The organism is Pedobacter sp. KH_004 (assembly GCF_057840755.1).
The window spans coordinates 3,296,594-3,319,001 of sequence record NZ_CM174519.1; the positions used below are offsets into that span (position 1 = coordinate 3,296,594).

General features: G+C 38.7%; 20 protein-coding genes, 1 tRNA gene and 2 pseudogenes. 7 read left to right on the forward strand and 16 right to left on the reverse strand.

The features are described from left to right. Window positions 1-171 precede the first annotated feature (171 nt). Together AC3ITD_RS14105 and AC3ITD_RS14110 are read left to right on the forward strand one after the other, a co-directional pair. A complete protein-coding gene (locus AC3ITD_RS14105; RefSeq protein ID WP_489360656.1) occupies window positions 172-1,263 on the forward strand; it encodes a sensor histidine kinase in 1,092 nt (363 codons plus the stop codon). 110 nt (window positions 1,264-1,373) lie between these two features. Next, on the forward strand, window positions 1,374-2,144 hold the full coding sequence (locus AC3ITD_RS14110; RefSeq protein ID WP_489360658.1) for a LytR/AlgR family response regulator transcription factor: 771 nt from the start codon (window positions 1,374-1,376) through the stop codon (window positions 2,142-2,144). A 228-nt stretch (window positions 2,145-2,372) separates the two neighbouring features. Here AC3ITD_RS14110 and AC3ITD_RS14115 read toward each other — a convergent pair whose 3' ends face one another. The 3 genes and pseudogenes from AC3ITD_RS14115 to AC3ITD_RS14125 form a co-directional block, all read right to left on the reverse strand. Continuing rightward, window positions 2,373-2,579, reverse strand: a complete 207-nt coding sequence (locus AC3ITD_RS14115) for a hypothetical protein (RefSeq protein ID WP_489360660.1) — start codon at window positions 2,577-2,579, stop codon at window positions 2,373-2,375. Between the two features lie 231 nt (window positions 2,580-2,810). Further along, window positions 2,811-4,261: pseudogene (locus AC3ITD_RS14120) on the reverse strand (IS1182 family transposase). 205 nt (window positions 4,262-4,466) lie between these two features. Next, window positions 4,467-4,631 carry a hypothetical protein gene (locus AC3ITD_RS14125; protein WP_489360662.1) on the reverse strand — a complete coding sequence of 55 codons (165 nt, stop codon included), beginning with the start codon at window positions 4,629-4,631 and terminating at the stop codon, window positions 4,467-4,469. A 259-nt stretch (window positions 4,632-4,890) separates the two neighbouring features. Between AC3ITD_RS14125 and AC3ITD_RS14130 the strand changes: the two are divergent. Beyond that, window positions 4,891-5,028: pseudogene (locus AC3ITD_RS14130) on the forward strand (HNH endonuclease); the annotation flags it as partial. Window positions 5,029-5,118: 90 nt separating this feature from the next. After that, window positions 5,119-5,691 (forward strand): hypothetical protein, encoded by a 573-nt coding sequence (locus tag AC3ITD_RS14135; protein ID WP_489366744.1) that lies wholly within the window; start codon window positions 5,119-5,121, stop codon window positions 5,689-5,691. Between the two features lie 15 nt (window positions 5,692-5,706). Here AC3ITD_RS14135 and AC3ITD_RS14140 read toward each other — a convergent pair whose 3' ends face one another. From AC3ITD_RS14140 to AC3ITD_RS14165, 6 genes are all read right to left on the reverse strand, one after another. Continuing rightward, entirely contained in the window at window positions 5,707-5,964 is a 258-nt protein-coding gene (locus AC3ITD_RS14140) for a hypothetical protein (protein WP_489360664.1), read from the reverse strand. Further along, entirely contained in the window at window positions 5,954-6,238 is a 285-nt protein-coding gene (locus tag AC3ITD_RS14145; protein ID WP_489360666.1) for a tyrosine-type recombinase/integrase, read from the reverse strand. The genes AC3ITD_RS14140 and AC3ITD_RS14145 overlap by 11 nt, the downstream gene beginning before the upstream one ends. Before the next feature lie 152 nt (window positions 6,239-6,390). Beyond that, window positions 6,391-7,059 (reverse strand): hypothetical protein, encoded by a 669-nt coding sequence (locus tag AC3ITD_RS14150; protein WP_489360668.1) that lies wholly within the window; start codon window positions 7,057-7,059, stop codon window positions 6,391-6,393. Between the two features lie 17 nt (window positions 7,060-7,076). Beyond that, window positions 7,077-7,150: transfer RNA gene (locus AC3ITD_RS14155), tRNA-Ala, on the reverse strand. 368 nt (window positions 7,151-7,518) lie between these two features. Beyond that, the gene (locus tag AC3ITD_RS14160) at window positions 7,519-8,154 is read right to left on the reverse strand and encodes a CatA-like O-acetyltransferase (RefSeq protein WP_489360670.1); all 636 of its coding nucleotides are present in this window, start codon (window positions 8,152-8,154) and stop codon (window positions 7,519-7,521) included. Then, window positions 8,151-8,846: an HAD family hydrolase gene (locus AC3ITD_RS14165; protein ID WP_489360672.1), complete on the reverse strand. Its 696-nt coding sequence runs from the start codon at window positions 8,844-8,846 to the stop codon at window positions 8,151-8,153. The genes AC3ITD_RS14160 and AC3ITD_RS14165 overlap by 4 nt, the downstream gene beginning before the upstream one ends. 80 nt (window positions 8,847-8,926) lie before the next feature. Between AC3ITD_RS14165 and AC3ITD_RS14170 the strand changes: the two genes are divergently transcribed. The 3 genes from AC3ITD_RS14170 to AC3ITD_RS14180 all read left to right on the forward strand — a co-directional run bounded on the left by AC3ITD_RS14170 (window position 8,927) and on the right by AC3ITD_RS14180 (window position 10,842). Then, window positions 8,927-9,535, forward strand: a complete 609-nt coding sequence (locus AC3ITD_RS14170) for a Crp/Fnr family transcriptional regulator (RefSeq protein WP_489360674.1) — start codon at window positions 8,927-8,929, stop codon at window positions 9,533-9,535. 125 nt (window positions 9,536-9,660) lie between these two features. After that, the gene (locus AC3ITD_RS14175) at window positions 9,661-10,170 is read left to right on the forward strand and encodes a flavodoxin family protein (protein WP_489360676.1); all 510 of its coding nucleotides are present in this window, start codon (window positions 9,661-9,663) and stop codon (window positions 10,168-10,170) included. 45 nt (window positions 10,171-10,215) lie between these two features. Continuing rightward, window positions 10,216-10,842: a carbonic anhydrase gene (locus tag AC3ITD_RS14180; RefSeq protein ID WP_489360678.1), complete on the forward strand. Its 627-nt coding sequence runs from the start codon at window positions 10,216-10,218 to the stop codon at window positions 10,840-10,842. Between the two features lie 194 nt (window positions 10,843-11,036). Here the strand turns inward: AC3ITD_RS14180 and AC3ITD_RS14185 are convergent, their stop codons facing one another. The 7 genes from AC3ITD_RS14185 to AC3ITD_RS14215 form a co-directional block, all read right to left on the reverse strand. After that, the gene (locus AC3ITD_RS14185) at window positions 11,037-11,801 is read right to left on the reverse strand and encodes an SDR family NAD(P)-dependent oxidoreductase (protein WP_056848655.1); all 765 of its coding nucleotides are present in this window, start codon (window positions 11,799-11,801) and stop codon (window positions 11,037-11,039) included. Window positions 11,802-11,973: 172 nt separating this feature from the next. After that, window positions 11,974-12,813, reverse strand: a complete 840-nt coding sequence (gene kduI, locus AC3ITD_RS14190) for a 5-dehydro-4-deoxy-D-glucuronate isomerase (RefSeq protein ID WP_489360680.1) — start codon at window positions 12,811-12,813, stop codon at window positions 11,974-11,976. Between the two features lie 152 nt (window positions 12,814-12,965). Continuing rightward, window positions 12,966-14,153 (reverse strand): glycoside hydrolase family 88 protein, encoded by a 1,188-nt coding sequence (locus AC3ITD_RS14195; RefSeq protein ID WP_489360682.1) that lies wholly within the window; start codon window positions 14,151-14,153, stop codon window positions 12,966-12,968. A gap of 16 nt (window positions 14,154-14,169) precedes the next feature. Beyond that, a complete protein-coding gene (locus tag AC3ITD_RS14200) occupies window positions 14,170-16,176 on the reverse strand; it encodes a polysaccharide lyase family 8 super-sandwich domain-containing protein (protein ID WP_489360684.1) in 2,007 nt (668 codons plus the stop codon). 102 nt (window positions 16,177-16,278) lie between these two features. Next, window positions 16,279-17,202 carry a DUF5017 domain-containing protein gene (locus AC3ITD_RS14205; protein WP_489360686.1) on the reverse strand — a complete coding sequence of 308 codons (924 nt, stop codon included), beginning with the start codon at window positions 17,200-17,202 and terminating at the stop codon, window positions 16,279-16,281. 19 nt (window positions 17,203-17,221) lie between these two features. Next, window positions 17,222-19,126: a RagB/SusD family nutrient uptake outer membrane protein gene (locus AC3ITD_RS14210; protein WP_489360688.1), complete on the reverse strand. Its 1,905-nt coding sequence runs from the start codon at window positions 19,124-19,126 to the stop codon at window positions 17,222-17,224. A 20-nt stretch (window positions 19,127-19,146) separates the two neighbouring features. Beyond that, window positions 19,147-22,344 carry a SusC/RagA family TonB-linked outer membrane protein gene (locus AC3ITD_RS14215; protein WP_489360690.1) on the reverse strand — a complete coding sequence of 1,066 codons (3,198 nt, stop codon included), beginning with the start codon at window positions 22,342-22,344 and terminating at the stop codon, window positions 19,147-19,149. Window positions 22,345-22,408: the final 64 nt, after the last annotated feature.

The following is a 22,408-nucleotide window of genomic DNA, read 5'->3' on the forward strand; positions in this document are numbered from 1 at the left end:
TGGTTATTGTACTTTGATCGGTAGGATCAGTGTTGGAACCAGAAACAGCAGATTGAGATTTAAAGATAAAGATTGTGCGTTTTGTGATTTTTTGATAAGTTTTCATGAACTATTTTTTGCTCCGAAAATCGCTTGATTACCAATACGATAACATTATTTTATACACACGACATGTTACCTTACACAGACAGCAGCAACACCACAAAAAAATCATTCTGGCATTGGCTTAACTTAAATAGAGTTCATTTTTTGACTTGGGGCATATTCCTTTTTTATGAGATTATTATAGTAGGTCTTTATGCCGGTCGCTTTGGGCATCCTATGCGATACCTGGTAAATTATTCAATCAATATCGGCTTGTTCTATTTCCACTATCTGATCGTATTAGGTTATGGACTAAGAAATAATAAAAAATCTTGGTTTGTTGCCCCAACTTTTTTTACTATGGAAATAGTGCTTTATATATTAATATTTTACATCGCTCACCTGATGTTAAAACAATTTACAAATGTACTTGGCAGCAGCGAAGTCAGGTTTGATTATCAATTTTGTCTCGGTGCGATATTTCGTGCATGTTATTTCATTCTTTTCTCCAGTGGTTATTATTTCCTACACAATTATTTGACTCAATTGAAAAAAACGGAGCAACTTGAAAAAACTAGACTAGAGAATGAGGTGCAGATTGCCCAGTCTCAAAGTGCTTACTTGCGGGCACAGATCAACCCTCATTTTTTATTTAATACACTCGATTTTATTTATCATAATGCCCGAGAGACTGCACCTGTAGCGGCAGAATCTATCAGCGCATTATCAGAAATGATGAGACATGCTGTAGACAGCAGCTTTGAAAAAAATTTTATCTCGCTGGGTAGTGAGATTGAGCAAGTAGAAAACTTAATCAATATCCATCAATTAAGAGCAAATCATACTTTGAATATCAGGCTCTTCTATGATGACGAGGCAAAAGATATTCTAATCATTCCACTTGTGCTGATCACCATAGTGGAAAACATGTTCAAGCATGGCGATCTTAGCGACCGTAAAAACCCAGGTCGAATTAATATTGATATTGATGGTTCAGACTTAGTGATTGAAACGTCAAACCTAATGTCTACAAAAAAATTCAATGGAAGCTTAGGGTCAGGGATGGAAAATATCACAAAAAGACTTGGATTCGCTTATGGTTCAGATGCAATGTTTAATTATGAAGAAAAAAAAGGACTTGTTTTTATCGTTAAACTGCGCGTCAACAATACTTGCTGATGGAGTGAAAAAACAATCTGCCTACACTAAGGCAAGCTTGACCGTGATTAAAGACAAAAGTTTCTCGTTATTTATAATTAATAATAAATTTACGACAAAACAAAAAGCTCATGATCAAATGCTTAGCCGTAGATGACAACTTAGATGCTATTGAAAATCTAAGTCAATATTTGAATCAATTAAAGGGTATTCAATTGTTGCAATGTTTTACCGATCCAATTGATGCATTAGATAAAATACTTAATGAAGATAGTGTTGATATTATATTCATGGACATTGAAATGCCAAATATTTCAGGACTTGAATTAGCCGATCTTATCCGCCATAAGACAAAACATTTGATTTTTACAACTTCCCATTCCAGATATGCGATTGATGCATTTGGTTTATCAGCAAATGCATACTTACTGAAACCATATACGATTAACAAGCTTGAAGAAACTCTCAATCGTATATTTTATTATAATGAGGGTTACATGAGAACCTTTTCAGTAGACGGTCAGGAATCATTCTATATTGATCATAGTGAAAAAGATCAGAGGTTTACAAAAATCGTCATTACCGACGTGGTTGCGGCAAAGGAAGAAAATGACAAATTCGTTCTCTACACGACTTCGAGTTACATTAAGAGGCCTATATCCAGTGCGAAAGGCATAATAAATGTCATGCTTAAATTTTCTGGCATTATACAAATAGATCAACTCAGCTTTGTTAATGAAAGACATATCTTAGGAATTAACAGCAATATTGTTACCCTTGAAGGAAATCTAAAAGTAACGATTGGAAACGATTTTATCGAGCAATTTATGGATTTCACTAAGGCTAATTTACTTAGAACTAAAGTTAATGCCATCAAAGGGATAGTCGGTTTGATAAGATGACAAATTATTGTTGAATCATCACTTTAAAAGATTAGGCCAAACAAATTTATCTGACTTAGACATCCCGCATCGGTGCAGATAAGTTTATCAATTGCCAGTGTTGGCATTGAATGGAATAAAAATTAACTTGACTACGTTTCACCAATTTGCAATTGCCTGTAAGAACCTTGAAAACGAAGACATTATAATAAAATTATTTTTGGCGACTTGGGATCAATTGAAATCGGTTTATCCAGTTAGCATCAGAATTTTCTTTTTTGAAAGGATATTTCTTGCAACTTCGCCGATCGACTGACAATTACTATGAAGCAGGATTTTTTCCAAGCGTTTATAGGTACTTTCATTGATCCTGACAATGATTGGGTGGGTCAGCAGCTGCGCTGGATCTTTGGATTTTTCCTTGGCATAATCTTGCTTTTTAGTTGATTTCAGCATTGTAGAGTTTCGAGAAAAATGCCCGACCTCAAGGGGAGGGCACTGAAAAAGTAGACATAAATTGGTCTTCAAACTCAACAGCGGATGAATAGCTTTTAAAAGTTGTTCATCCGCTTTCTTTTTTGAGACATTTCAGTTTCTTATTTGATAACGTACATTCCATTCGATATGGAGAGCTGGAGCAAACTGTTAGTTTGATCTATAGAATTATATAGATTATTATCCTTTTTTTCAAAATTTGAGAATTCTCTTAAGATTAACCACAAATATCGCAAGTGCACCTTGCATTCTCATGTTTTCCAGGCCATAGGAATTTGCTCTGTCATATCCATGAACATTTTTCAATTCACTATTTTTTGCTTCAATTTTATATCTATGTCTTGATTTTCCCTGAAGTACTCGCTTTGCTGGAATATTTCCTGTTCTTTATGCTCATCTGGCTTTATTGTAACCGAGTACGTTCTGCTTTTAGCTTCTGCCTTGTAGCAGCCATCTCTTAGCGGGCATGTTTTACATTTTTCGACGTCGAAATAATAGGTCATTGCCTGGTTTCTCCTGTCTACCTTTCTGCCCTGTACCCGTTTGTACATAGCCAGGTGCCCTGCAGGACATACGAACATATCGGCATCTTTGTTATAATCAAACTTTTCTTCCTCTTTTCTTGCGCCATGGGTAATGGCAGGGTTCATCCTGGCAACTATCCTTAACTTATTTCCCTTCACATCACAGAGCTTGAGATTGTTCTTCCCGGCATAAGCTGCATCACCTATGATGGTATCCACCTCCATTCCGTTTGCCTGGGCCTGGTTCAACAGTTTTGGTAGTTCAGGCCCGTCTCCTTTCTCTGCTGATGTGACAACAGCAGCCGTTATAATACGCTCCTCTGTCATTGCCAAATGAGTTTTGTAGCCAAAAAAGCTGCTGTCGGCTGTTTTGTGGCCAGTCCTAGCATCCATATCTTTGGATATTGTATAATTCTCCCGGGTGTCTTCAACTGTTTCCTTTAACAGGTTCAGTTTCTCCTTTACTGCAGGGATCTCACTTAGTGTTTCATCAGACTCGATAAGTTTTTGCAGTTCGCTAGAGTATTCTATTTCCCTTAGGATATCGTTTGATTCATTCTTCTGGGGCATCCGGGTTTTGAAATCATCATCCATTGAATATACTGCTCTTCGAAGCAACTTCGAACGTTGTCTTAATACCTCAATAGGTGAATATGGGTTGGATCTGGAAAGTGAATGCGTAGCATCGACAATGATGGATTTGGATTTTATAATACCCTTCTCTAGGGCTAAAGAAACGGTTTTTCCAATCAACAGGTTTAAGAGATCCATATCCTTAAGACGAAGCTTTCGGAACTTGGTCAGCGAGCTTGGATTGATCACGTCTTCTTCAGGGGACATCTCCAGAAAATATTTAAAGGACATATCATAGCGGGAACGATCCACGACATCAACATCAGAAATGGTATAGATCGTCTTCAATAACAAATATTTGAACATGCGCACCGGACTCTCAGCATTACGGCCATTGTCCGGGCAGTATTTGCCTATTAGCTCATCATAGATAAAGCTAAAATCTATTAGCTCATTAATCTTGCGAAGTAAATTCTCCTTAGGAATAATCAGGTCATAAAGCCTGGAAAACTCGCTAAACTGGATTTTTTGTTGTTGAAGAAGCATCTTAAAGGCAGTAATTATATAACTTTAAAATACAAAAAAAGGAGCAGAAAAACTAATTTTCTACTCCTTTTATCCTTTTTAAAAAGGGACTTTTTCAGTGCCCTCCTCAAGGGCGCAAGATTTTTTGTGTATACAAAAATACATCTTGCAAATCACTCGGGTGGTTAAAGTATTCCTGTAGGTAGCTCGAATTTGTAGGTATTTACTATTGTTGATGCCCTGAAAAACCAGGCTTTTCAATTGCACATTCCGGGATTGGAATATTTGCAATTGTCATCCGCAGGTTCATCAGTCTTAATTCCCGGCAATAAACAGGTGAGCCAGGCTTAGTTCTTGGTCTTGAGGTAAATGCTTTTTTAGGTCTAATCATAATAAAAGATTTAAAAAGCAAAAGTGATGGGTTAAGAAATGGGAAAGTGGTACTCCCGAACGTAGTGGCGTTATTTTATAACGATATTCCCGAACCATCGATTATTTCAATGCAACACTTTGTTACTAGTCTTAAAATCTCAATCTATTTTCATAAAAAACAATTGTAAAACATTTTTTTACTGTAAATTCCCATTAATAAAATCAAACTAAATCGAACATTTATGTTTGATGCAAATTAAAGGTCAAAATTGTAAATTGTGCTTTGTATCTTTTGCAGAGCTGGCAACAGCTTCAAAACAGTTGAACATATTATCCCAGAGTCATTGGGTAATATAAATCATGTCTTACCTAAGGGAATTGTTTGTGACTCGTGTAATAATTATTTTGCTGTGAAAGTGGAAAAAGTTCTGCTCGAAAAACCCTATTTTGTCAATTTACGCCATAGAAATTTTATTAAAACAAAAAAGGATCGTCTAGTTCCCTATATGGCATTATTCCCTCATCCGAATGGTGGCTGGGCAAAGGTATGGATTGATGAAAGGGGAATAATTTTCGACGGTGAGGATCAACAGCTGATTTCAATGATTAAGAACGGTTCCATTAATAGTATGGTTATCCCCACTATTCCTCCTTTATTGCCAAATGACAATACACTTTCACGTTTTCTGTCGAAAGCTCCGTTGGAATCTGTTGCACATTTTTCCTTTAATGGAAATAACTATGATGACTCTTTCATTAAAGAAAATAATTTAGATTCAATAAGAATTTATGCAAGATTTGGAAGTGGAATCTATTGGCCATACCATCAACGGAAGGTTTATGAGGAAACCGACAGATTCATAAATGAAGATATTCAGGATGAACCCTATGAAATCCTGCATGAAATGGACTTTTTAATGTTAAATGCGAATGATATCTATTACGTATTGGTAATAATGGGTATTGAATATGTTATTAACCTACACCGACCAAATGTTGATTCATATACGAAATGGCTGCTAGAAAATGATGGTCGGTGCCCTATCAGACGTGGTAAAGAATATATCCTAAAGGCATAGCCAAATGCAGCCTAACTAAAAAAGACTGGTCTGCGTTGACTTTGGTTTAGGGAGCTCGATTTTAGGCGTAAAAGTTCCAACAATCATAAACGGATTGTGGGAAACGTGATGATGCACTTGAGTCGTCCCGAGAAATAGGTAAATATCTTTCGTTTCGGCAAAATCAGACAAGTACTTGGTTTTAACATCATCGCATGCTTTGCCTTCATTTCCTTCGTGTTTAGCCAGACATTTCCAATATAACTGACCAATCTCCCAATCTTCAATCATCATTTTGCTTCCCCTTCCATTTGAATCCACAATAACGGCTCACATCGATATTTACAGGGATTGATTTTTTATTCTTCGACACGGTACCAGGCACTGTAATCGTATTTTCGTCCAAGTCAATATACTTCAACTGAAGAAATCTAAGCTCCTTTGGACGAATGCAGGTGTAATAGATCATCCGCACAAATAGTTGACAATATTTATCATGCTTATCAAGCCAGTCCATGATAACCTTAAAATCACGTTCCGTAAAAACCTGATGGGACTGTGTCGGCATTTTTTTTCTTGTCTCGCAGTCAGTTACAGGATTCTCGGGAATATATTTATTGACCTTTAAATAACGAAAGAAATTATTGAGGCCGATCCTGCAGTTATTATAGGTTACCCCAGCCCACTTTTCCTCCCTCTCCTTGAAGTTGAGAAAATCGGTTATCTAAAATCACTGATCGTATTTACCTTTTTACTACCTCCATGATACTTGATAAACGAAGTGATTGTTGAACGATAAGTACTGATTGATTTAGGTCTGGTTCCCTTAGCTTTATGATAGGATTCAAAAAGAACTAATGCTTCAGTAAGATCAATTCCTATAAGCTCCTTTTTTAGCCTTGCATTTGCCTGCTCATCCAATGGATTCCAGCCGCCCTCGAGTGCAATGCGGTAGGCTTCACACAGATTATTAAAGTTTTTAAGCTTTTGCCTTGGATCTTTAATCCGGTTGAGCATTCTGGTCACCCTGATCCGCTCCATTCGTTCTTCTGCTGCATTGTGAAAAAAGAACTCCACATACCAACTTTGCTTTGCCATTTCTTTATCTAGGGTGCTTCCTACAGGAACCTTTGTTATTTTTCTTCCCTTTACGACACGGGGGATTGTATATGGTAGTTCAGGGATCTCCATGAGGTCAAAATTAGGACCGCGAGGAGTTCTTCCCTGGAACTTACGTTCGGAATACCCAATATTTTTTTCAGTTTCCTCAGAAGAATCTTGATTTTTTCGCCTTGCCGGACGGGGTGAATTTTTGGTTCCCGAGGCGTTTAGTGGCAGACTTGTGTCAGAGTTTGGAGGTAAAAATTCATTTAAGTTATTGACTTTCAATAACTTAAATGAACCTGTGGAGAATATCGGATTCGAACCGATCACCTCTTCACTGCCAGCGAAGCGCTCTAGCCAAATGAGCTAATCCCCCATGTTTTTATTACTCATCGATCAAATTCCAAATGATCAGTGTTATTTCTGCAAAATGATTCATGCATCTCCTTGCGCCAGCAAAAATAGCAAATACTTTCTCTAAACCAAATGAAATTAAAATTTCAGTTTAACAGTAAACAAACTCATGAAACAAACAATGCTCATTGCGGAGGGTAACGGATATTGAATAAATAAAAAAAGCAAAAATGTTGCTGTAATTAATAACATGCAAAACATAAATGCTTTAAATAAAGAACCCATACAACACATGGCTATGGTGGCTACAATATAAATGGGGATTATAACTGCGGTTAGAAACATTAACCGAAAATAACCTGCAGATATTAAGTGGTAATTACCTAAATATTAACTTCTTGATCTTTGATTCAACAGCGACTGATATTCATCTACAAATTGAGATACATGAAAACCATCCATCAAAGCATGATTGACGTGAATTGAAACTCCCATCAGCTTGCGCCCATTTTCATCTCTTACCTTTCCAAATGAAATTTTAGGGCAACTATCGTGATAAGAAAATTTTCTCGCATGAGACATCGAGGTGAAGTTTAACCAGGGCAATGCCGAATAGTGAATCACGTTTTCGCCCGATGATGAAGGGATTAATCCAGTGCTTTGCTGAACATTCTCAACTTCCTTAAGCGCTTCGTTTTTGAAGTTATCAAAATTAGGGTTGAAATCCATATAGCCGAAGCCGAAGGTTCCATTTGGGCGATTGATGGTTGTAGCAGCGTTTACCGAATCGTATTTCCACACTTCACCATCAATAATTCTATAGCGAAATTCCTCAACTTTGTTAACTGCGGCTAGCGATTTGTGTAAATAAAGCAAGAAGAATGAAACACCGGTTTCCTTTGCTTCCTGGTAAGTTGATGTACAATCTACATCTACCGTAACACCGAAGAATGGCTCCTCGAAAGTGTTAAAAAATTCAAAATGATCTTTTCTGATCCAAGTATTTATATCTATTTTTTCTTTCATTCAATTAATTTTGGTAAAACATCAGCCAGACGCTCCATTTGGTAAAAGTTAGGATGTTCGATGGTATGATCAATCCGCTCGTGCACCCAGGTAGTGTGGAAGGGAATATGAACCGCATGGCCACCAACCGCCAGTACAGGTAAAACATCCGATTTTAATGAATTGCCAAGCATTAAAAATTCTTCTGGCTTGCAATCGAGGTGTTTCATCAACTTTTGATAATCCCGCTCCTGCTTATCACTCATAATTTCGATGTGATGGAAATAGTGATCTAAACCAGATTTTGTAAGCTTGCGTTGTTGATCTAATAAATCGCCTTTTGTGGCCACAACTAACCGATATTTGCGATGTAGTGCTTTCAAAACTTCTTCTACACCATCCAATAGTTCAATGGGTTTGTTTAACATTTCCTGCCCCAACTGTATGGCTCTGTTGATCACTGCTGAACTTACCTTCCCTTCGGTGATTCTCAAAACGGTTTCAATCATGCTCAACATAAAACCCTTAATCCCGTAGCCATAAAGCGGCAAATTGTCTATTTCGGTTTTTAGCAACTCTGCAACAACACTGTGATGGGGCATAAAATCTTCCAGCAAGCCTGCAAACTTTTCTTCAGTTTCGCGGAAATAAGGTTCGTTTACCCAAAGGGTATCATCAGCATCAAATGCGATTACCGTAATTTGATTGTTCATGGTTATAACAGTAATTTAGTGCTGCAAATGTAAATCAACCTTTCGCTATCAGAAAGGACATTTGTCCCTTATTGTAAATTATGTTACGTACTAATCTTGTCTTTTTGTCTTTCATCGAACGTTATGTCGAGGAAAATACGGCGTCGAATATAACTTTAAAGACCTTTCCTTCAGGATTCAGATTCATTACGCAGGGAGAAAAAATCAAAAATATATACATCATTAAAGAAGGCATTACCAAATGCTTTATCTCCGAAGAAAACGGGAAGGATTTCATTATCGAGTTTTTAGGGAAAGGAGAAGTTGCGGGAGAATTAGAAGCGATAAAAAAGATCGACTGTCTTTGCAATGTGGAGGCCATTAGCGAAATAATGGTATTTGCCATCCCTGATCATGTTTTTATTACTTTAACAGAAACTAACATTGAGTTTAACAAAATTCTGTTACAGGAGTTATCAACAAGAATTATACAAACCAGCTCAAGGGCTTCGTTTCAGCAGCTTTACACATTGGAATATGGTTTGTTAAAACTTTTAAAACTGCAAACCGAAGAGCAGATTTCGATTTCGAAAGAAGATATGGCCGCTTACCTGGGTATTTCTGTGAGGAGCTTTAACCGAACGCTACAACAAGTTAAGGCTAAAAATGAGGATCGCAGTTTAGTGAAAGTATTGGAGAGCTTAGGCTAAAAATGAGCAAGATGACAAGCTTAGCTTTAGTATTACTCAATAAGTTGAGGTTGATAAGCAAACCCTCGTTTGCGCTCCAAAATAAATTCAACTGAACTTTTGAACAGGATATTTGTTTATCAATTATGTCCGAAATCCTAATTATAAACGGAAGCGCCAGATTAAATGGAGACACCCAAAAGTATATCAGTAGGTTGTTGGAAGGACTGGATTACCAACAAATCAATTTATTGGAGCATTATTTTCTGCCTTATCATTATAATAATCAATATCCACCCGATGATCAGTTTGAAGGATTTGCAAAGGAGATTCTGTCCCATAAACATATTGTATTTGCAACGCCTGTATATTGGTACGCGATGAGTGGGAGAATGAAAAATTTCTTCGATAGGTTAACGGATTGGGTAACCTCAAAAAAAGAAGTAGGCAAAAATTTAAAAGGCAAAACGGTTAAGTTGATAGCTGTAGGTACAGATGGAGATTTACCCGATGGATTTACCACCCCATTTATACGTACTGCCACTTATTTGGAAATGGATTTTAAAGGATACCAATATTTTAAGAGTGATGACTTGATTACTGACGATGAACTCACTGAAATTCGAAAATCTTTTTTTAGTTTTATATCAGAATAGTTCACCTACAATAAAACAACTTATAATAATTTTAAAGCAAGAAACATGAATGTAGCAGACGTTTTTAAAAACAATGAAACATGGATATCCGATAAATTGTCGTTAAATCCAGATTATTTTACAGAGTTAGCAAAAGGACAAACGCCTGAATTTTTATATATCGGTTGCTCTGATAGCCGCGTAACTGCCGAAGATTTAATGGGTATTAAACCTGGAGAAGCTTTTGTACACCGTAACGTAGCCAATTTAGTTAACAATGTCGATCTAAATGTAATGACTGTTCTAAATTATTCGGTACGGCATTTAAAGGTAAACCATGTGGTAGTTTGCGGTCACTATAATTGTGGCGGCGTAAAAGCGGCTATGCAACCGGCAGATATGGGTATCTTAAACCCTTGGTTAAGAAATATCCGCGATGTCTATCGCCTTCACAGAGATGAATTAAATGCTATTGAGGATGAAGGAAAACGTTACGACAGATTGGTTGAATTAAACGTTCAGGAGCAATGTGTAAACTTGCTTAAAACCGCAGCTGTTCAGGAAGCCATTACCGAACGTGGATTAACTGTTCACGGTTGGGTTTTCGACATCCGTACCGGTAAATTAGTTGATTTAAAAATCGATTTCGAAGAAATTTTAAAGGATATCAAAGAGATTTATAATCTTTATTAGGAGGGAGTTCTGAGTCATCAGTCCTTAATCTTTAGTCGGAAGTCCGCAGATTGTCACTCAGCACTCGATTCAAAAGTATAAAACAAAAAAGACCGATGTATGAAGCTTGGAAAATTTATCCTTCCAATTTCATGCATCGGTCTTTTCTTACTTGGACTCCAGACTCGGGACTAGAGACTCCGGACTAAGGACTACTAACGTCCCATCCAACCGCCATCAACGGTTAAAATTGTACCGTGTACGTAATCGCTAGCGCTAGAAGCTAAGAATAAGGTTGGACCTTTAAAATCTTCAGGCGTTCCCCATCTTCCGGCAGGAATACGAGACAAAATTGAAGTGCTCCTATCCTGGTCTTCTCTTAACGCCGTAGTATTATCGGTTGCGATATAACCAGGTGCTATCGCATTCACATTTACGCCTTTCGATGCCCACTCGTTAGCAAAAGCTTTGGTTAATGAACCAATCGCTCCTTTACTTGCAGCATAGCCCGGTACGGTAATTCCGCCCTGAAAAGTAAGCAAAGATGCGGTGAAAATAACTTTCCCACTGCCTCTGGCAATCATATCGCGACCAATTTCTCTGGTTAGAATAAAAGGAGCAGTTTGATTAACTGCAATTACCTCATCCCACATATCATCAGGATGTTCTGCAATTGGCTTACGTAAAATGGTCCCTGCATTGTTGACTAAAATATCAATCACCGGATGGTCTGCTTTAACTTTCGCTGTAAACTCCAATGTGCTTTCGCGGTTTCCAAAATCGCATTGATAGGCATAAAATTTTCTGCCTAAAGCGGTTACTTCTTTTTCTACTGCGCTTCCTTCAAGTTCAAGACTTGCAGAAACGCCAATAATATCTGCACCAGCTTCTGCCAGAGCTAAAGCCATAGCTTTACCAATTCCTCTTTTGCAACCGGTTACTAATGCAGTTTTACCTGCTAAATCAAATATGTTTGACATTTTTATATTGTTATTTTTATAATCCGTCATTGCGATCCCGATTCTTCATCGGGAGAAGCAATCTCATTCGTAATTATTTATCAAATGAGATTACTTCGTACCTCGCCTGCTTGCCGCAGGCAGGCAACGACGTTCACTTCATTTCTCTTTGACTACGTTAAATAAAAAGCTCCTACTTCAACTCGGTAATGGCACAATGATCCATATCGCCATAATCTAGATTTTCACCAGCCATACCCCAAATGAAAGTATAATTGCTTGTACCTGCACCCGAATGGATAGACCAGTTTGGAGAAATCACGGCCTGATCATTTTGCATCCAGATATGGCGGGTTTCTTGTGGCTGCCCCATAAAATGGCAAACACTTTGCCCCTGCGGAACTTCGAAATAAAAATAAGCTTCCATTCTCCTATCGTGTGTGTGTGCTGGCATCGTATTCCAAACACTACCCGATTTCAGCTCCGTCATTCCCATTTGCAACTGGCAAGTAGGCAACACGCTATTCACTAAAAGTTTGTTGATAACTCTATGATTGGCCGTTTCAGGTGTACCCAACTCCACAATTTCCGCATCAGCTTTGCTTACTTTTTTTGTAGGATATTTGTGGTGCGCTGGAGCAGAATTTAAATATAATTTTGCGGGTTGAGCGGCATCAGCCGATTCGAAAGTTACCTCTTTAGTTTCCTTACCAATATATAAAGCCTCTTTATATTCCAGTTCAAAGGTTTCACCATCTGCAGTAACAATGGCTTTTCCACCAACATTAATCATCCCTAACTCTCTCCTCTCCAGGAAATAATTAGCTTTTAAATCATCGGGATTTGGGAGCGCCAATTTTCCGGTTACCGGCATTGCACCGCCAACTATATACCTGTCAAAATGAGATAAAGTTAAATTAATTTGGTTAGCCTCAAACACGTTTTCGATTAAAAAATTTTCACGCAAAGATGCGGTATCCATTTGTTTAACTTCCTTTGGACTTTGAGCGTAACGGCTTTCGAATTTGTTCATTGGTTAAAATTTGAGATAAGATTTAGAATCGAAAATCAATTCCTTTTTCGCAAATATATTTATACGATGTTTAAAAATGTAACGAAAGCTAAACTTTATTAAGCATGAGAGGAATACAAAAGCTAAATATGCTAGCCAAACCTACCAGCGTTTTACAAATACCACTTTTTATATCTAGCCAAAGCCTCTAAATAATAGTAATCAGCATAAACTAATGGCACATCTATTTCGCTGTTTAAAGGATAAGCGCCAGTACTGTGCATCAGCAAAAAGCCCCCGTTTTCGCCAAGTTTGGCTCTGTAAGCATTACTCGCCAACGAATAAATCATGGTTTCTGCAGCAGATTTAAATTCAGTTTTTTCTTTATCGGCTGTAAACTGTGCAAGTTCCAACAACGCCGAAGCCATAATTGCTCCAGCAGAAGCATCACGTTTTGCAAAAGGAACTCCTTGAGCATCAAAATCCCAAAAAGGAATTTTATCTGCTGGCAAATTAGGATGATTTAAAATAAAATGGGCAATTCCCTTGGCTTGTTTCAAATAGTCTTCATCCTTTGTAAACCGGTACATCATGGTGTAACCGTATAAAGCCCATGCTTGCCCGCGGCTCCAGGCAGAACAATCTGCAGCCCCTTGCCAGGTTGCTTTTCTTTTTACCACGCCGGTTTCCGGATTATAATCAATCACATGAAACGAACTGAAATCCGGGCGAAAGTGATTTTTTAAAGTTGTATTGGAATGGATGATCGCAATTTCCTTAAATTTTTTATTTCCGCCATTATCCGTTGTCCAATTTAACATCTCGAGGTTCATCATGTTATCAATAATTACCGGATAATTCCAATATTTACCTTTATTCCAAGATTGGATCGCCTTTACATTATCATGATAACGGGTAGAAAGCGATTCTGCAGAACGTTGAATAATGGCTTTATATTCAGGCTTCCCCGTCAGGCGATAAGCATTTCCAAAGCTACAATACATCATAAAACCCAAATCATGATTACCCGTAAAGGTTTGATTCGCCTCGATGACTTTTAAAGCATCTTCAGCTTCTTTTTTGATGCTTTCGTTTTTGGTCTGCTCATAAATGTACCACAGGCTACCCGAGTAAAACCCACTGCACCACCATTGAATATCATAATTAACATGTTTTCCATTTTGATAGGTTTGCGGCGTTTTACCGGCAGGAATGCCTTTTGCTAAAAATTTATATTGATCGGCAGCAAAATTAAATTCATCACTAATAAGCTGAGCCATTGGCTTTCGCACATTGTTTTGTGCAAAGGAAACTGAATTCAAAAGAACTAGGAATGCGATTATTAAACTATTTTTATTCATGAGTTTAGCTGTGTTTTTAATTTGAAATATTGTATTTGATGGTTGATCCTGCCAGTGCACCAACCGGAAGATTACAGGTTATTATTTTATTGCTTTTTAATTTAGGGGTTTTTATTTCGATCTGAACTTTTGAATTTTCTTGTGTAGGGTCTGCAATAAAAATAAGCGGGTTGATGGCGTTCAAATCGTTGATCTGAATAATGCATGGCTTATCTACTTTTACTGCTATACCATCATAACTAAACTTCCCTGGTTGATAAAAAACGACTTGCAATATGCTCAATCTACTATGCACTACCGCTTGGATAGCTTTTGTGTTTTTGATGATTTTGATTGCATCAAGAGGATATTTTTGCACAGCAGCAGCTCCAATATTAGGAACTACGACGTAGGCATAACTCGCATCATGAGGTTGTACGCCATGGTTAAACCAGCTTTTAAAAACCTTCCCCGAAACTTCCTTTTTATTTTGAAACTGATTAATGCGATACCAATTTCCGACCTGGGTTTGTTGGGTAACTTTTACATCTCCACCTGCAGGAAAAAAATAGCAAATACTATCATGAAGCAAAAAACTTTTATCTTCAATAACCTTTCCCCGCAGCCATGATTGATTAATAGTTGTTGTAATGACTTGTGAAGAAGCACTGTTAATCTCGGCGCCGAGGCAAACAACTTCTTTATCGAAAAAAAACCAGGCTTTTTTTGCCTGAACACTATCATAGTCCAGGTCGTAAGCTGAAACGCCATAAACTCCATCGCTTACCCCGCCTACAAATTTGGTTGTTCCGGGAATTCCCCATTCTTTTTTGACGGTTGCTCCATTATCGCCAGTGTAATCTCTGCTTGTGGTTCCTGGAATTTTATCCCACTCCCATAGCGGCATAATGTTGGCATATTCTGATCCGCTTCGCTGAATATTGGTTGCGCCATCCGACAAAAATTTACCAAGCACATTTTCATTGTTTCCTCGTTCGGTGCGTAAGGTTCTCAAAGAAGCAGTTTGTACGCTAAAAGTATATTGAGGCCGAACCTGCAGTGTGTAACCACCTTTCCAATAAACCGTATTCGACGGCTCGATCTGATAATTTGCGGGTTTTTGATGTGATGTTCTCCATGCTGAAGCTTCCCAATAGGCAGAATTTCCCCTGTCGAACATTTTTATTTTATTCACCATTCCAGATACATGAGCATTTAACGAATCCTGCCGACTAATCCCTCTTCCTCTCACATTAAAATCGTAAAACGAGCCTCGAATAGTTTTCAAAAAAGTATCCTTTAGGTAACTGACCAAAATATCGAGTTGGGTTTTTGGTAAAGCGTATTCCGTATCCCTTAAATAATAAGCTGCGTTTACCGAATTACCGGCAAATACCCGTCCGTAACTTGCGATGGCCTGCTGCTTACCATGCTGATAATAACTTCCATCTACCTGAACACCTTCTTTACCATCTTCAACCGCAATGGGTTCAAAAATATATTTTGCAGCCGAATCCAAAGTGTTTTTATTTTGTGTTAAACAAGCACGGTACAAATAATGCAAAGCTTCATCTGATGTATTGGCTCCATCGCCAACTTTTAGTTTGCGAACCATCCTTTGAATTAAAGCTTTCTCCAGCTCAACTCGCAGCTGAGTTTTGGCATTGCGCATTAAAATTAAGGTTTGACCAATAGCCTGCGGATAAAAAATATCATTGTACCACCAGTTTTTATTTTTCGGATTTCTATCCAGCCAATTTTGAAGCGATTTGGTTATTGCACCATAAATTTCCTGGTTTCCATAAAATTTATTGGCCGGACGGATATAAGCCGTAGCCATTTCTTTAATTCTTTTCAAAGGATCATACTGTGCATCGGCATAATTGATATCTGTCCAGCTTCCATCGGCTTTCAATTTTGTCAGATCCTTTGTAATCCTTTTTGCTAGAAAGACATCATTAATACCGGTCTGTAAATCTGCGCTGATGCGCTTTTCTATAGTTAAAAAGGGTTCTTTCTGCGCAAAAGCTGATACACAGATCATCAATAAAAAAATGAGGAAAAGCTTTTGCTTTAGCCAAAGCAAATTAACCGGTAATAAGCAAGGGATCATTTTGTTCATAAGTGTGGGATATAGCTCTTCCGGTTACAAAATAACTTTAACATTAAATTCTTTCAGCACCATTTGGCTGTCGTTTGGTGTAGTATTATAACTTGCAAACGTAATTTTGTACCTGCCAGCAGCCGCGTATTTATAAGCGTAGGCAGACAATGCCGAAGCAGTAATATTTTTTACAGTTGCCGTTGGAATATCTGGAGCAATTCTTCCGACAAAGATTGGTTTACTGATGATCCAGCTGGTATTGGATGGAGCAGTAGCCGCACCACCAACAATAGTTAATGCCGTAGTTGTAGCCACCCACCTCGAGCTGGCAGGCGACCAAACATTTCCGAATCTAGTCCAAAAAGCATTATCTGCCGCCAATGAACTTAAATTGTAAGTATAATCGATAAGCACATTATTAACCAGAAAATTGGTAATGGTCCATGTTCTCTGTGTTGATCCGGTAAGGCCCGTATATTTAAAGGCGATGAATAAACTATCGTTGGCATCACTAACCAAATCGGACAGATTTACCTGCCCTGTGTTAACCGCTGTTGCATTCGTTGCGATGGGTGTTCTTGCTGTGATATTTGTCCAGGCTGCATTTACCACACTCGCCGAATCTTTGGCTGGAAGTTTATTGGTAGCCAAAACCTGTAGCGTATTATTTTGAGCACCAAATTGCGCTGTACTGGTAAAAGATAAGGTTGGTGTTCCAAATGCGGATGAACGGGTTTTAAATTCATATTTATTCCCTGGCGTTCCTGCCCAGAAAACAACATTATCTGCATAACCACCAAAGTTGAATTTACAGATATCGCCCAGTTTAAAAACCAGCGTATCGCCAATTGTCGAACGGGCATTTGTTAAAGCAATATCAACCGTTGGTACATCAGTGGTCAGATCTTTTTTGCAAGCTAAAAGACAAGTGCAGGCAATTAAGATAAAATAGAATGAATTTTTCATTTCCTAATAATTTTAGTGATTAATAGCCTGGGTTTTGTTTCAGTGCTTTATTCAGATTTAGCTCGTATGTTGGTTTTGGCATCAGGCTATATCGAGGCGTTACGGTAATCAAACCCTGGTATCCGTTGATATTTCCATTGCCTGCAGTTACTCCATTGGCGGCCGCATAATTCCCGAAAGCCTGTAAATCGCCGGCGAAATTGCCCCATCTTACTAGGTCGTACTTTCTGGAGGCTTCAAAACACATTTCACGCATGCGTTCATCACGAAGTGCCAACTGGAAATCTGCTTTATTTAAACCCGGAGTTAGCAAATGTTCTGATCCGTTAGTAATGGTTGCTGTAGCAGTTGCCGTTACCCCTGTAGTTGGTGCCGCGATAGTAACGGTGGGTACTGCAGTAAAATAAGGTCCGGCAGTTGTTAAGTTTCCGCGGCCCGTTAATTTAATTCCTGTTACCACACCAGCGGTTGAAACCACTGCTGTAGCAGTTGCGCCAGCCCCGCCACCGCCACTAATGGTAACCACCGGTGGATTAGCTGCTGAATAACCTGAACCACCATTAACTACCGTGATATTTTTAACAATATTGCCGTACATGGTTCCATAACCGCGTCTGCGCACTTGATTGATAGCATCGTAAGCAGCGGCGTTTGGTCCGTTCACCTGGTTTTCAGCCTCTGCTTTGATTAACAGCACATCTGCATATCTAATTACCGGCCAATTGGCATTGTAAGTTCCGGTATTACGCATTTCTGCTGGTGCATATTCTCTTCTAAATTTGCCTGTATTCATTTGCCAGGGCGCTGAGCGATCTGTTTTTATCCTCGTTCCAGCTGATGCGTTGGTTGTCCAGATATAATCCGGGCAATTCCAGTCTCTCCTGGTATCAAGCGAAGCTTTATTAACCAATGTGCTGCTAGGTTCAACTTCATAGCTATCAAATAATTTCTTGGTTATTCTTACCCAACCAGCTGCTGAATATGAATTTTGTTCAAAAGTTCCATTTATCAACAAAATAGCTGAAATGATACCGTTGAAATTACCGATATCGTTACCTGTTTTATTGGTCACTCCGGCAGCGGCTCCTGCAGAACCCCACTCTAATATATCTTCTTTTAAATCGTACCTATCCTGAAAAAGATTGATAAAAACTTGTTTATAATCTGGATTCAAAGCGTGCTGACCCGAAGCAATAACCTTATCGGCATAAGTAATGGCATCTGCATACTTACTGGTATCGTTAACCGGATAACCTGCCCAATACAAGTAAACTCTAGCCAACATGGCTTGTACTGCCGTAATGGTAACCTGATCATTGTAACCTAAACTAGCTGCGGTGCGACCCTGTAATAAAGTTTCTGCTTCTTTTAAATCGGCAACAATCTGGGTGTAAATGGCCGGTTGAGACGCCGCCGGAATGTTAACTTCAGAGATACCTGGCTGATGCAACACCAACGGAACTTCGCCGAATTGAATGGTTAGCAAAAAGTAGTTGTAAGCTCTCAAAAACAGTGCTTGTCCCTTGATATAACCACGCTGCCTTTCATCCATGCTGGGTTTAGTAATGTTATCAATTAAAACATTCGCATTATTGATGGCGATATAAGGATATTGCCAGCAATCCTGAACGTAAGAGTGCCCGGCGTCATAAGTGTAATACAATCCACGGGTTTCATTACTGGTCGCCCGATCGGGCAACATTTCGTCAGTTGTACTTACAAAGTTAAAGTGATGTACCTGGCCGTACATTCGCTCCAACATCATGGTGCTATAAACTCCATTTAAAGCGACCTGAAGCTGATCGGCAGTGCTGTAGAAATTTACGGGCGAATAGAAATCCGTTGGTTCGGTATCAAGAAATTTTTTGCATGATGACGATAATCCCATCACGAATAAAAAAGCCAAAATATATTTATGTTTCATTGTCTTATTTTTAATGATGATTAAAATGTTGCGTTTAAACCAAATGTTACGGTAAATGATTGCGGGTAAGTACCATAATCAAAACCTGGTGTTAAGTTACCCGGACGGGCAGAAGCTTCGGGATCGAGACCTGAATAATTGGTAAAAGTGAGTAGATTCTGCGCTGAAGCATTTAATCGTAATCTAGACATGCCAATGCTTTTTACCAGTTTATTGCTGAAGTTATACCCAAGCTGAACGGTTTTTAATCTCAAATACGAACCATCCTCCACAACTCTTGATGAATAGTTTGGGTTAACAAAGCGCCCTGCTTTATAAAGTTCGTTACTTGGGTTGGTGGGCGTCCAACGGTTCTCGTAAGTTGCGTATTGGTTAAGGGTGAAATTTCTTACAATTCCGCCTTCAAAAACATAACGGTTGGCGTTGATGATATTATTGCCATAACTCCACTGCAGGAAAACACCCAGATCCCAGTTTTTATAGCTGAAGTTATTGCTAAAACCCCCTGTATGGATTGGTAATCCCCTACCGATGATGGTATAATCATTTGCGTTAATGGTTAAATCGCCATTTAAATCTTTGTACTTAATATCTCCAGGTTGAACTGCTGCACCATTATTCGGGATATTTGGTTTGAGTGAATAAGTGCCGTTTGGCATCCTATCAAAATCGCTGTACTGGTAAATGCCATCGAAAATTAAACCATACATCTCTCCTACCGAGCGACCTTTTACCGAAATGTATGGTGATAAACCTCTAAAACTGGTATCGAAGAAAGTTCCTGAACCAGAAAGCAATGAATTCTGCCCTTCTGTTAATTCGAGGATTTTATTTTTGTTGAAACTGATGTTGAAACTGCTGCTCCAACGGAAGTCCTTGGTCACGATATTTGTACTGTTCAACGTAATTTCCAATCCCCTGTTCTCTAAACTTCCAATATTTTTGAAACCCGTTCCACTTTGCACGCCATTTGCGAAAGGCAGATTTGCATTTAACAATAAATCGTTGGTGGTGCGTTTGTAAACATCAAGCGTTAAACCCAAACGATTTTTAAGAAAGCTAAGGTCTAAACCGATATTCGTTTGCACATTGGTTTCCCATTTTAGATCGTAGTTTCCGGCAGCGGTGATTACCGAACCTATGGCTACAGGCTTGCCGTTAAAAGAGTACCAATATTGGGTATTGGCTAAATTTAATTGAGGCAAATAGGCAAAGTCGCTTACTCTGTTATTTCCTGATTCGCCATAACCAATACGGAGCTTAGCATCCGACAGCCATTTCTGATCTTTTAAAAAGTTCTCCTGACTAAATCTCCAGCCTATACTTGCTGATGGAAAATAACCCCAACGGTTAGCTGGCGAAAATTTCGAAGATCCATCAGCCCTGAAACTTGCTGTAACCAGGTATTTACCTTTAAAATCATAATTTAACCGACCTAAAAAAGACATTAGTGTCCAACGAGAACTGTTTACAGAAATCACCGTATTTGCTGCTGGAACAAGATCAAGGGCATCGAGTCCTAAACTTTCGTTGGCTACCTGCGTAGCATAAATAGATCGATATGAACTTTTATTTCTTTGTGCGGAATAACCCGCCAATACCGTTAAGTTATGATCTTTATTGAAGGTATTTTTATAAGTTAAGGTATTATCAATTAACCAATTAAATACCGGACTACTGGCAATAGTACCATTTGGCCCAGATGAATTCCATTTACTGCCCGATTGCGTTTGGGAATTATTGAAAATATTGGTCTCATTCACGTTATTGTTTATCCCTCCGGCTACTCTTAATTTTAATTTTGGCGTAAAAGCATATTCTGCATAACCATTGGCTGCAAGGTTGGTTGTTTTGTATTTTGTTTGTTGGTTTGATAAACTGATCAATGGATTTACCCGGTAATCCTGCGCCGAATTACCTTCATTTGCCGGATCGTACAAACCGCCTAACAAATCAGAGTTGGCGTCCTTTCCAGATAAAGCATTGGTTGGGCGATATCCCCAAACCGAATATAATAACACGGATGAAGCATAAAAATTGGTGGCAGAAATTGGCGTACCGAAGCTTTCGCTGTAAGCGTAATTGACATTGATACCTGCTTTAAGCTTGTCGTTTACCTGCTGATCCAATACAAATCTTCCCTGATAACGCTTGAATCCGCTATAGATAATAATTCCCTTCTGGTCGTTAAAATTCCCGGAAATAGAGTAAGTGGTTTTATCGTTTCCGCCACGTAAAGCAATATCGTGATTTTGGTTTTGCCCGGTTTGATAAACATAATCCTGCATATCCAATCCCTGCACATTTCTATAATCGTTTAGCGTTGTTCCACCTTTAAGGTAAGTAGAATCTGCTACAGCCTGATCAAGATCGCGAAGGTATTTCACATATTCATAAGGCCCCATTACCGGGATTTTTTCTGGTGCCTTTTGCAAACCATAATAAGCATTATAGCTAAGTTGAGGTTTGCCAGCTTTTCCTTTTTTAGTAGTAATCAGTATCACACCATTCGATCCACGGGCACCATAAATAGCTGTTGCGGAAGCATCTTTCAAAACATCAATGCTTTCAATATCTGATGGATTGATGGAATTTGAGTTCGCGTTTTCAGAGGGAAAACCATCGATTACATAAAGCGGAGAATTATCCTGAGAAATTGATCCCGCACCGCGAATCACAATATTTGCTGTAGCGCCAGGCTGACCATCACTGGTGGAAACCTGAACCCCAGCAACACGACCTGCTAAAGCCTGATCGAATGATTTTACTGGTGCCTGTTCCAAATCCTTCATGTTTACCGAACCAATTGCCCCGGTTAAATCGGCACGTTTGGTAGTTCCATAACCTACTACCACCACATCGCTTAAACCCGTGACTGCTGATTTCAAGGAAACATTAAGGGTGGTTCTGTTGCCAACCGTGATGGTTTGCGAGGCATAACCAACATAGTTAAACGCCAGCTGATCAGTACTTAAAACCTGAATTTTGAACCTTCCGTTTCCGTCAGTTTGCGTGCTGGTTTTAGTGCCCTTCACCGAAATGGAAACACCCGGAACAGTTTGATTGGTTTCATCTGTAACCACACCGACAATGCTTTTGCTTTGTGCAAAAACGGTTGAAGTGCCCGTTAAAAAAATCGCAATGACTAACAATAGTGTTGAATAATGAGGCAAACGCTTCCGCATGATCTCCTTACCCTGATTGTAGAGTTTATTCATAATTAATAGTTTATATTGGTTATTTCTTGCTTTCGCACAAGCCAGTTAAGATTGCGCTTCTTGC

Excerpts from the sequence above, each read along its gene's own strand:
- AC3ITD_RS14105 (WP_489360656.1), top strand. The coding sequence starts at position 172 with ATGTTACCTTACACAGACAGCAGCAACACCACAAAAAAATCATTCTGG.
- AC3ITD_RS14110 (WP_489360658.1), top strand. The coding sequence starts at position 1,374 with ATGATCAAATGCTTAGCCGTAGATGACAACTTAGATGCTATTGAAAAT.
- AC3ITD_RS14115 (WP_489360660.1), bottom strand. The coding sequence starts at position 2,579 with ATGCTGAAATCAACTAAAAAGCAAGATTATGCCAAGGAAAAATCCAAA.
- AC3ITD_RS14125 (WP_489360662.1), bottom strand. The coding sequence starts at position 4,631 with ATGATTAGACCTAAAAAAGCATTTACCTCAAGACCAAGAACTAAGCCT.
- AC3ITD_RS14135 (WP_489366744.1), top strand. The coding sequence starts at position 5,119 with ATGGCATTATTCCCTCATCCGAATGGTGGCTGGGCAAAGGTATGGATT.
- AC3ITD_RS14140 (WP_489360664.1), bottom strand. The coding sequence starts at position 5,964 with ATGATGATTGAAGATTGGGAGATTGGTCAGTTATATTGGAAATGTCTG.
- AC3ITD_RS14145 (WP_489360666.1), bottom strand. The coding sequence starts at position 6,238 with ATGCCGACACAGTCCCATCAGGTTTTTACGGAACGTGATTTTAAGGTT.
- AC3ITD_RS14160 (WP_489360670.1), bottom strand. The coding sequence starts at position 8,154 with ATGAAAGAAAAAATAGATATAAATACTTGGATCAGAAAAGATCATTTT.
- AC3ITD_RS14165 (WP_489360672.1), bottom strand. The coding sequence starts at position 8,846 with ATGAACAATCAAATTACGGTAATCGCATTTGATGCTGATGATACCCTT.
- AC3ITD_RS14170 (WP_489360674.1), top strand. The coding sequence starts at position 8,927 with ATGTTACGTACTAATCTTGTCTTTTTGTCTTTCATCGAACGTTATGTC.
- AC3ITD_RS14175 (WP_489360676.1), top strand. The coding sequence starts at position 9,661 with ATGTCCGAAATCCTAATTATAAACGGAAGCGCCAGATTAAATGGAGAC.
- AC3ITD_RS14180 (WP_489360678.1), top strand. The coding sequence starts at position 10,216 with ATGAATGTAGCAGACGTTTTTAAAAACAATGAAACATGGATATCCGAT.
- AC3ITD_RS14185 (WP_056848655.1), bottom strand. The coding sequence starts at position 11,801 with ATGTCAAACATATTTGATTTAGCAGGTAAAACTGCATTAGTAACCGGT.
- kduI (WP_489360680.1), bottom strand. The coding sequence starts at position 12,813 with ATGAACAAATTCGAAAGCCGTTACGCTCAAAGTCCAAAGGAAGTTAAA.
- AC3ITD_RS14195 (WP_489360682.1), bottom strand. The coding sequence starts at position 14,153 with ATGAATAAAAATAGTTTAATAATCGCATTCCTAGTTCTTTTGAATTCA.
- AC3ITD_RS14200 (WP_489360684.1), bottom strand. The coding sequence starts at position 16,176 with ATGATCTGTGTATCAGCTTTTGCGCAGAAAGAACCCTTTTTAACTATA.
- AC3ITD_RS14205 (WP_489360686.1), bottom strand. The coding sequence starts at position 17,202 with ATGAAAAATTCATTCTATTTTATCTTAATTGCCTGCACTTGTCTTTTA.
- AC3ITD_RS14210 (WP_489360688.1), bottom strand. The coding sequence starts at position 19,126 with ATGAAACATAAATATATTTTGGCTTTTTTATTCGTGATGGGATTATCG.
- AC3ITD_RS14215 (WP_489360690.1), bottom strand. The coding sequence starts at position 22,344 with ATGAATAAACTCTACAATCAGGGTAAGGAGATCATGCGGAAGCGTTTG.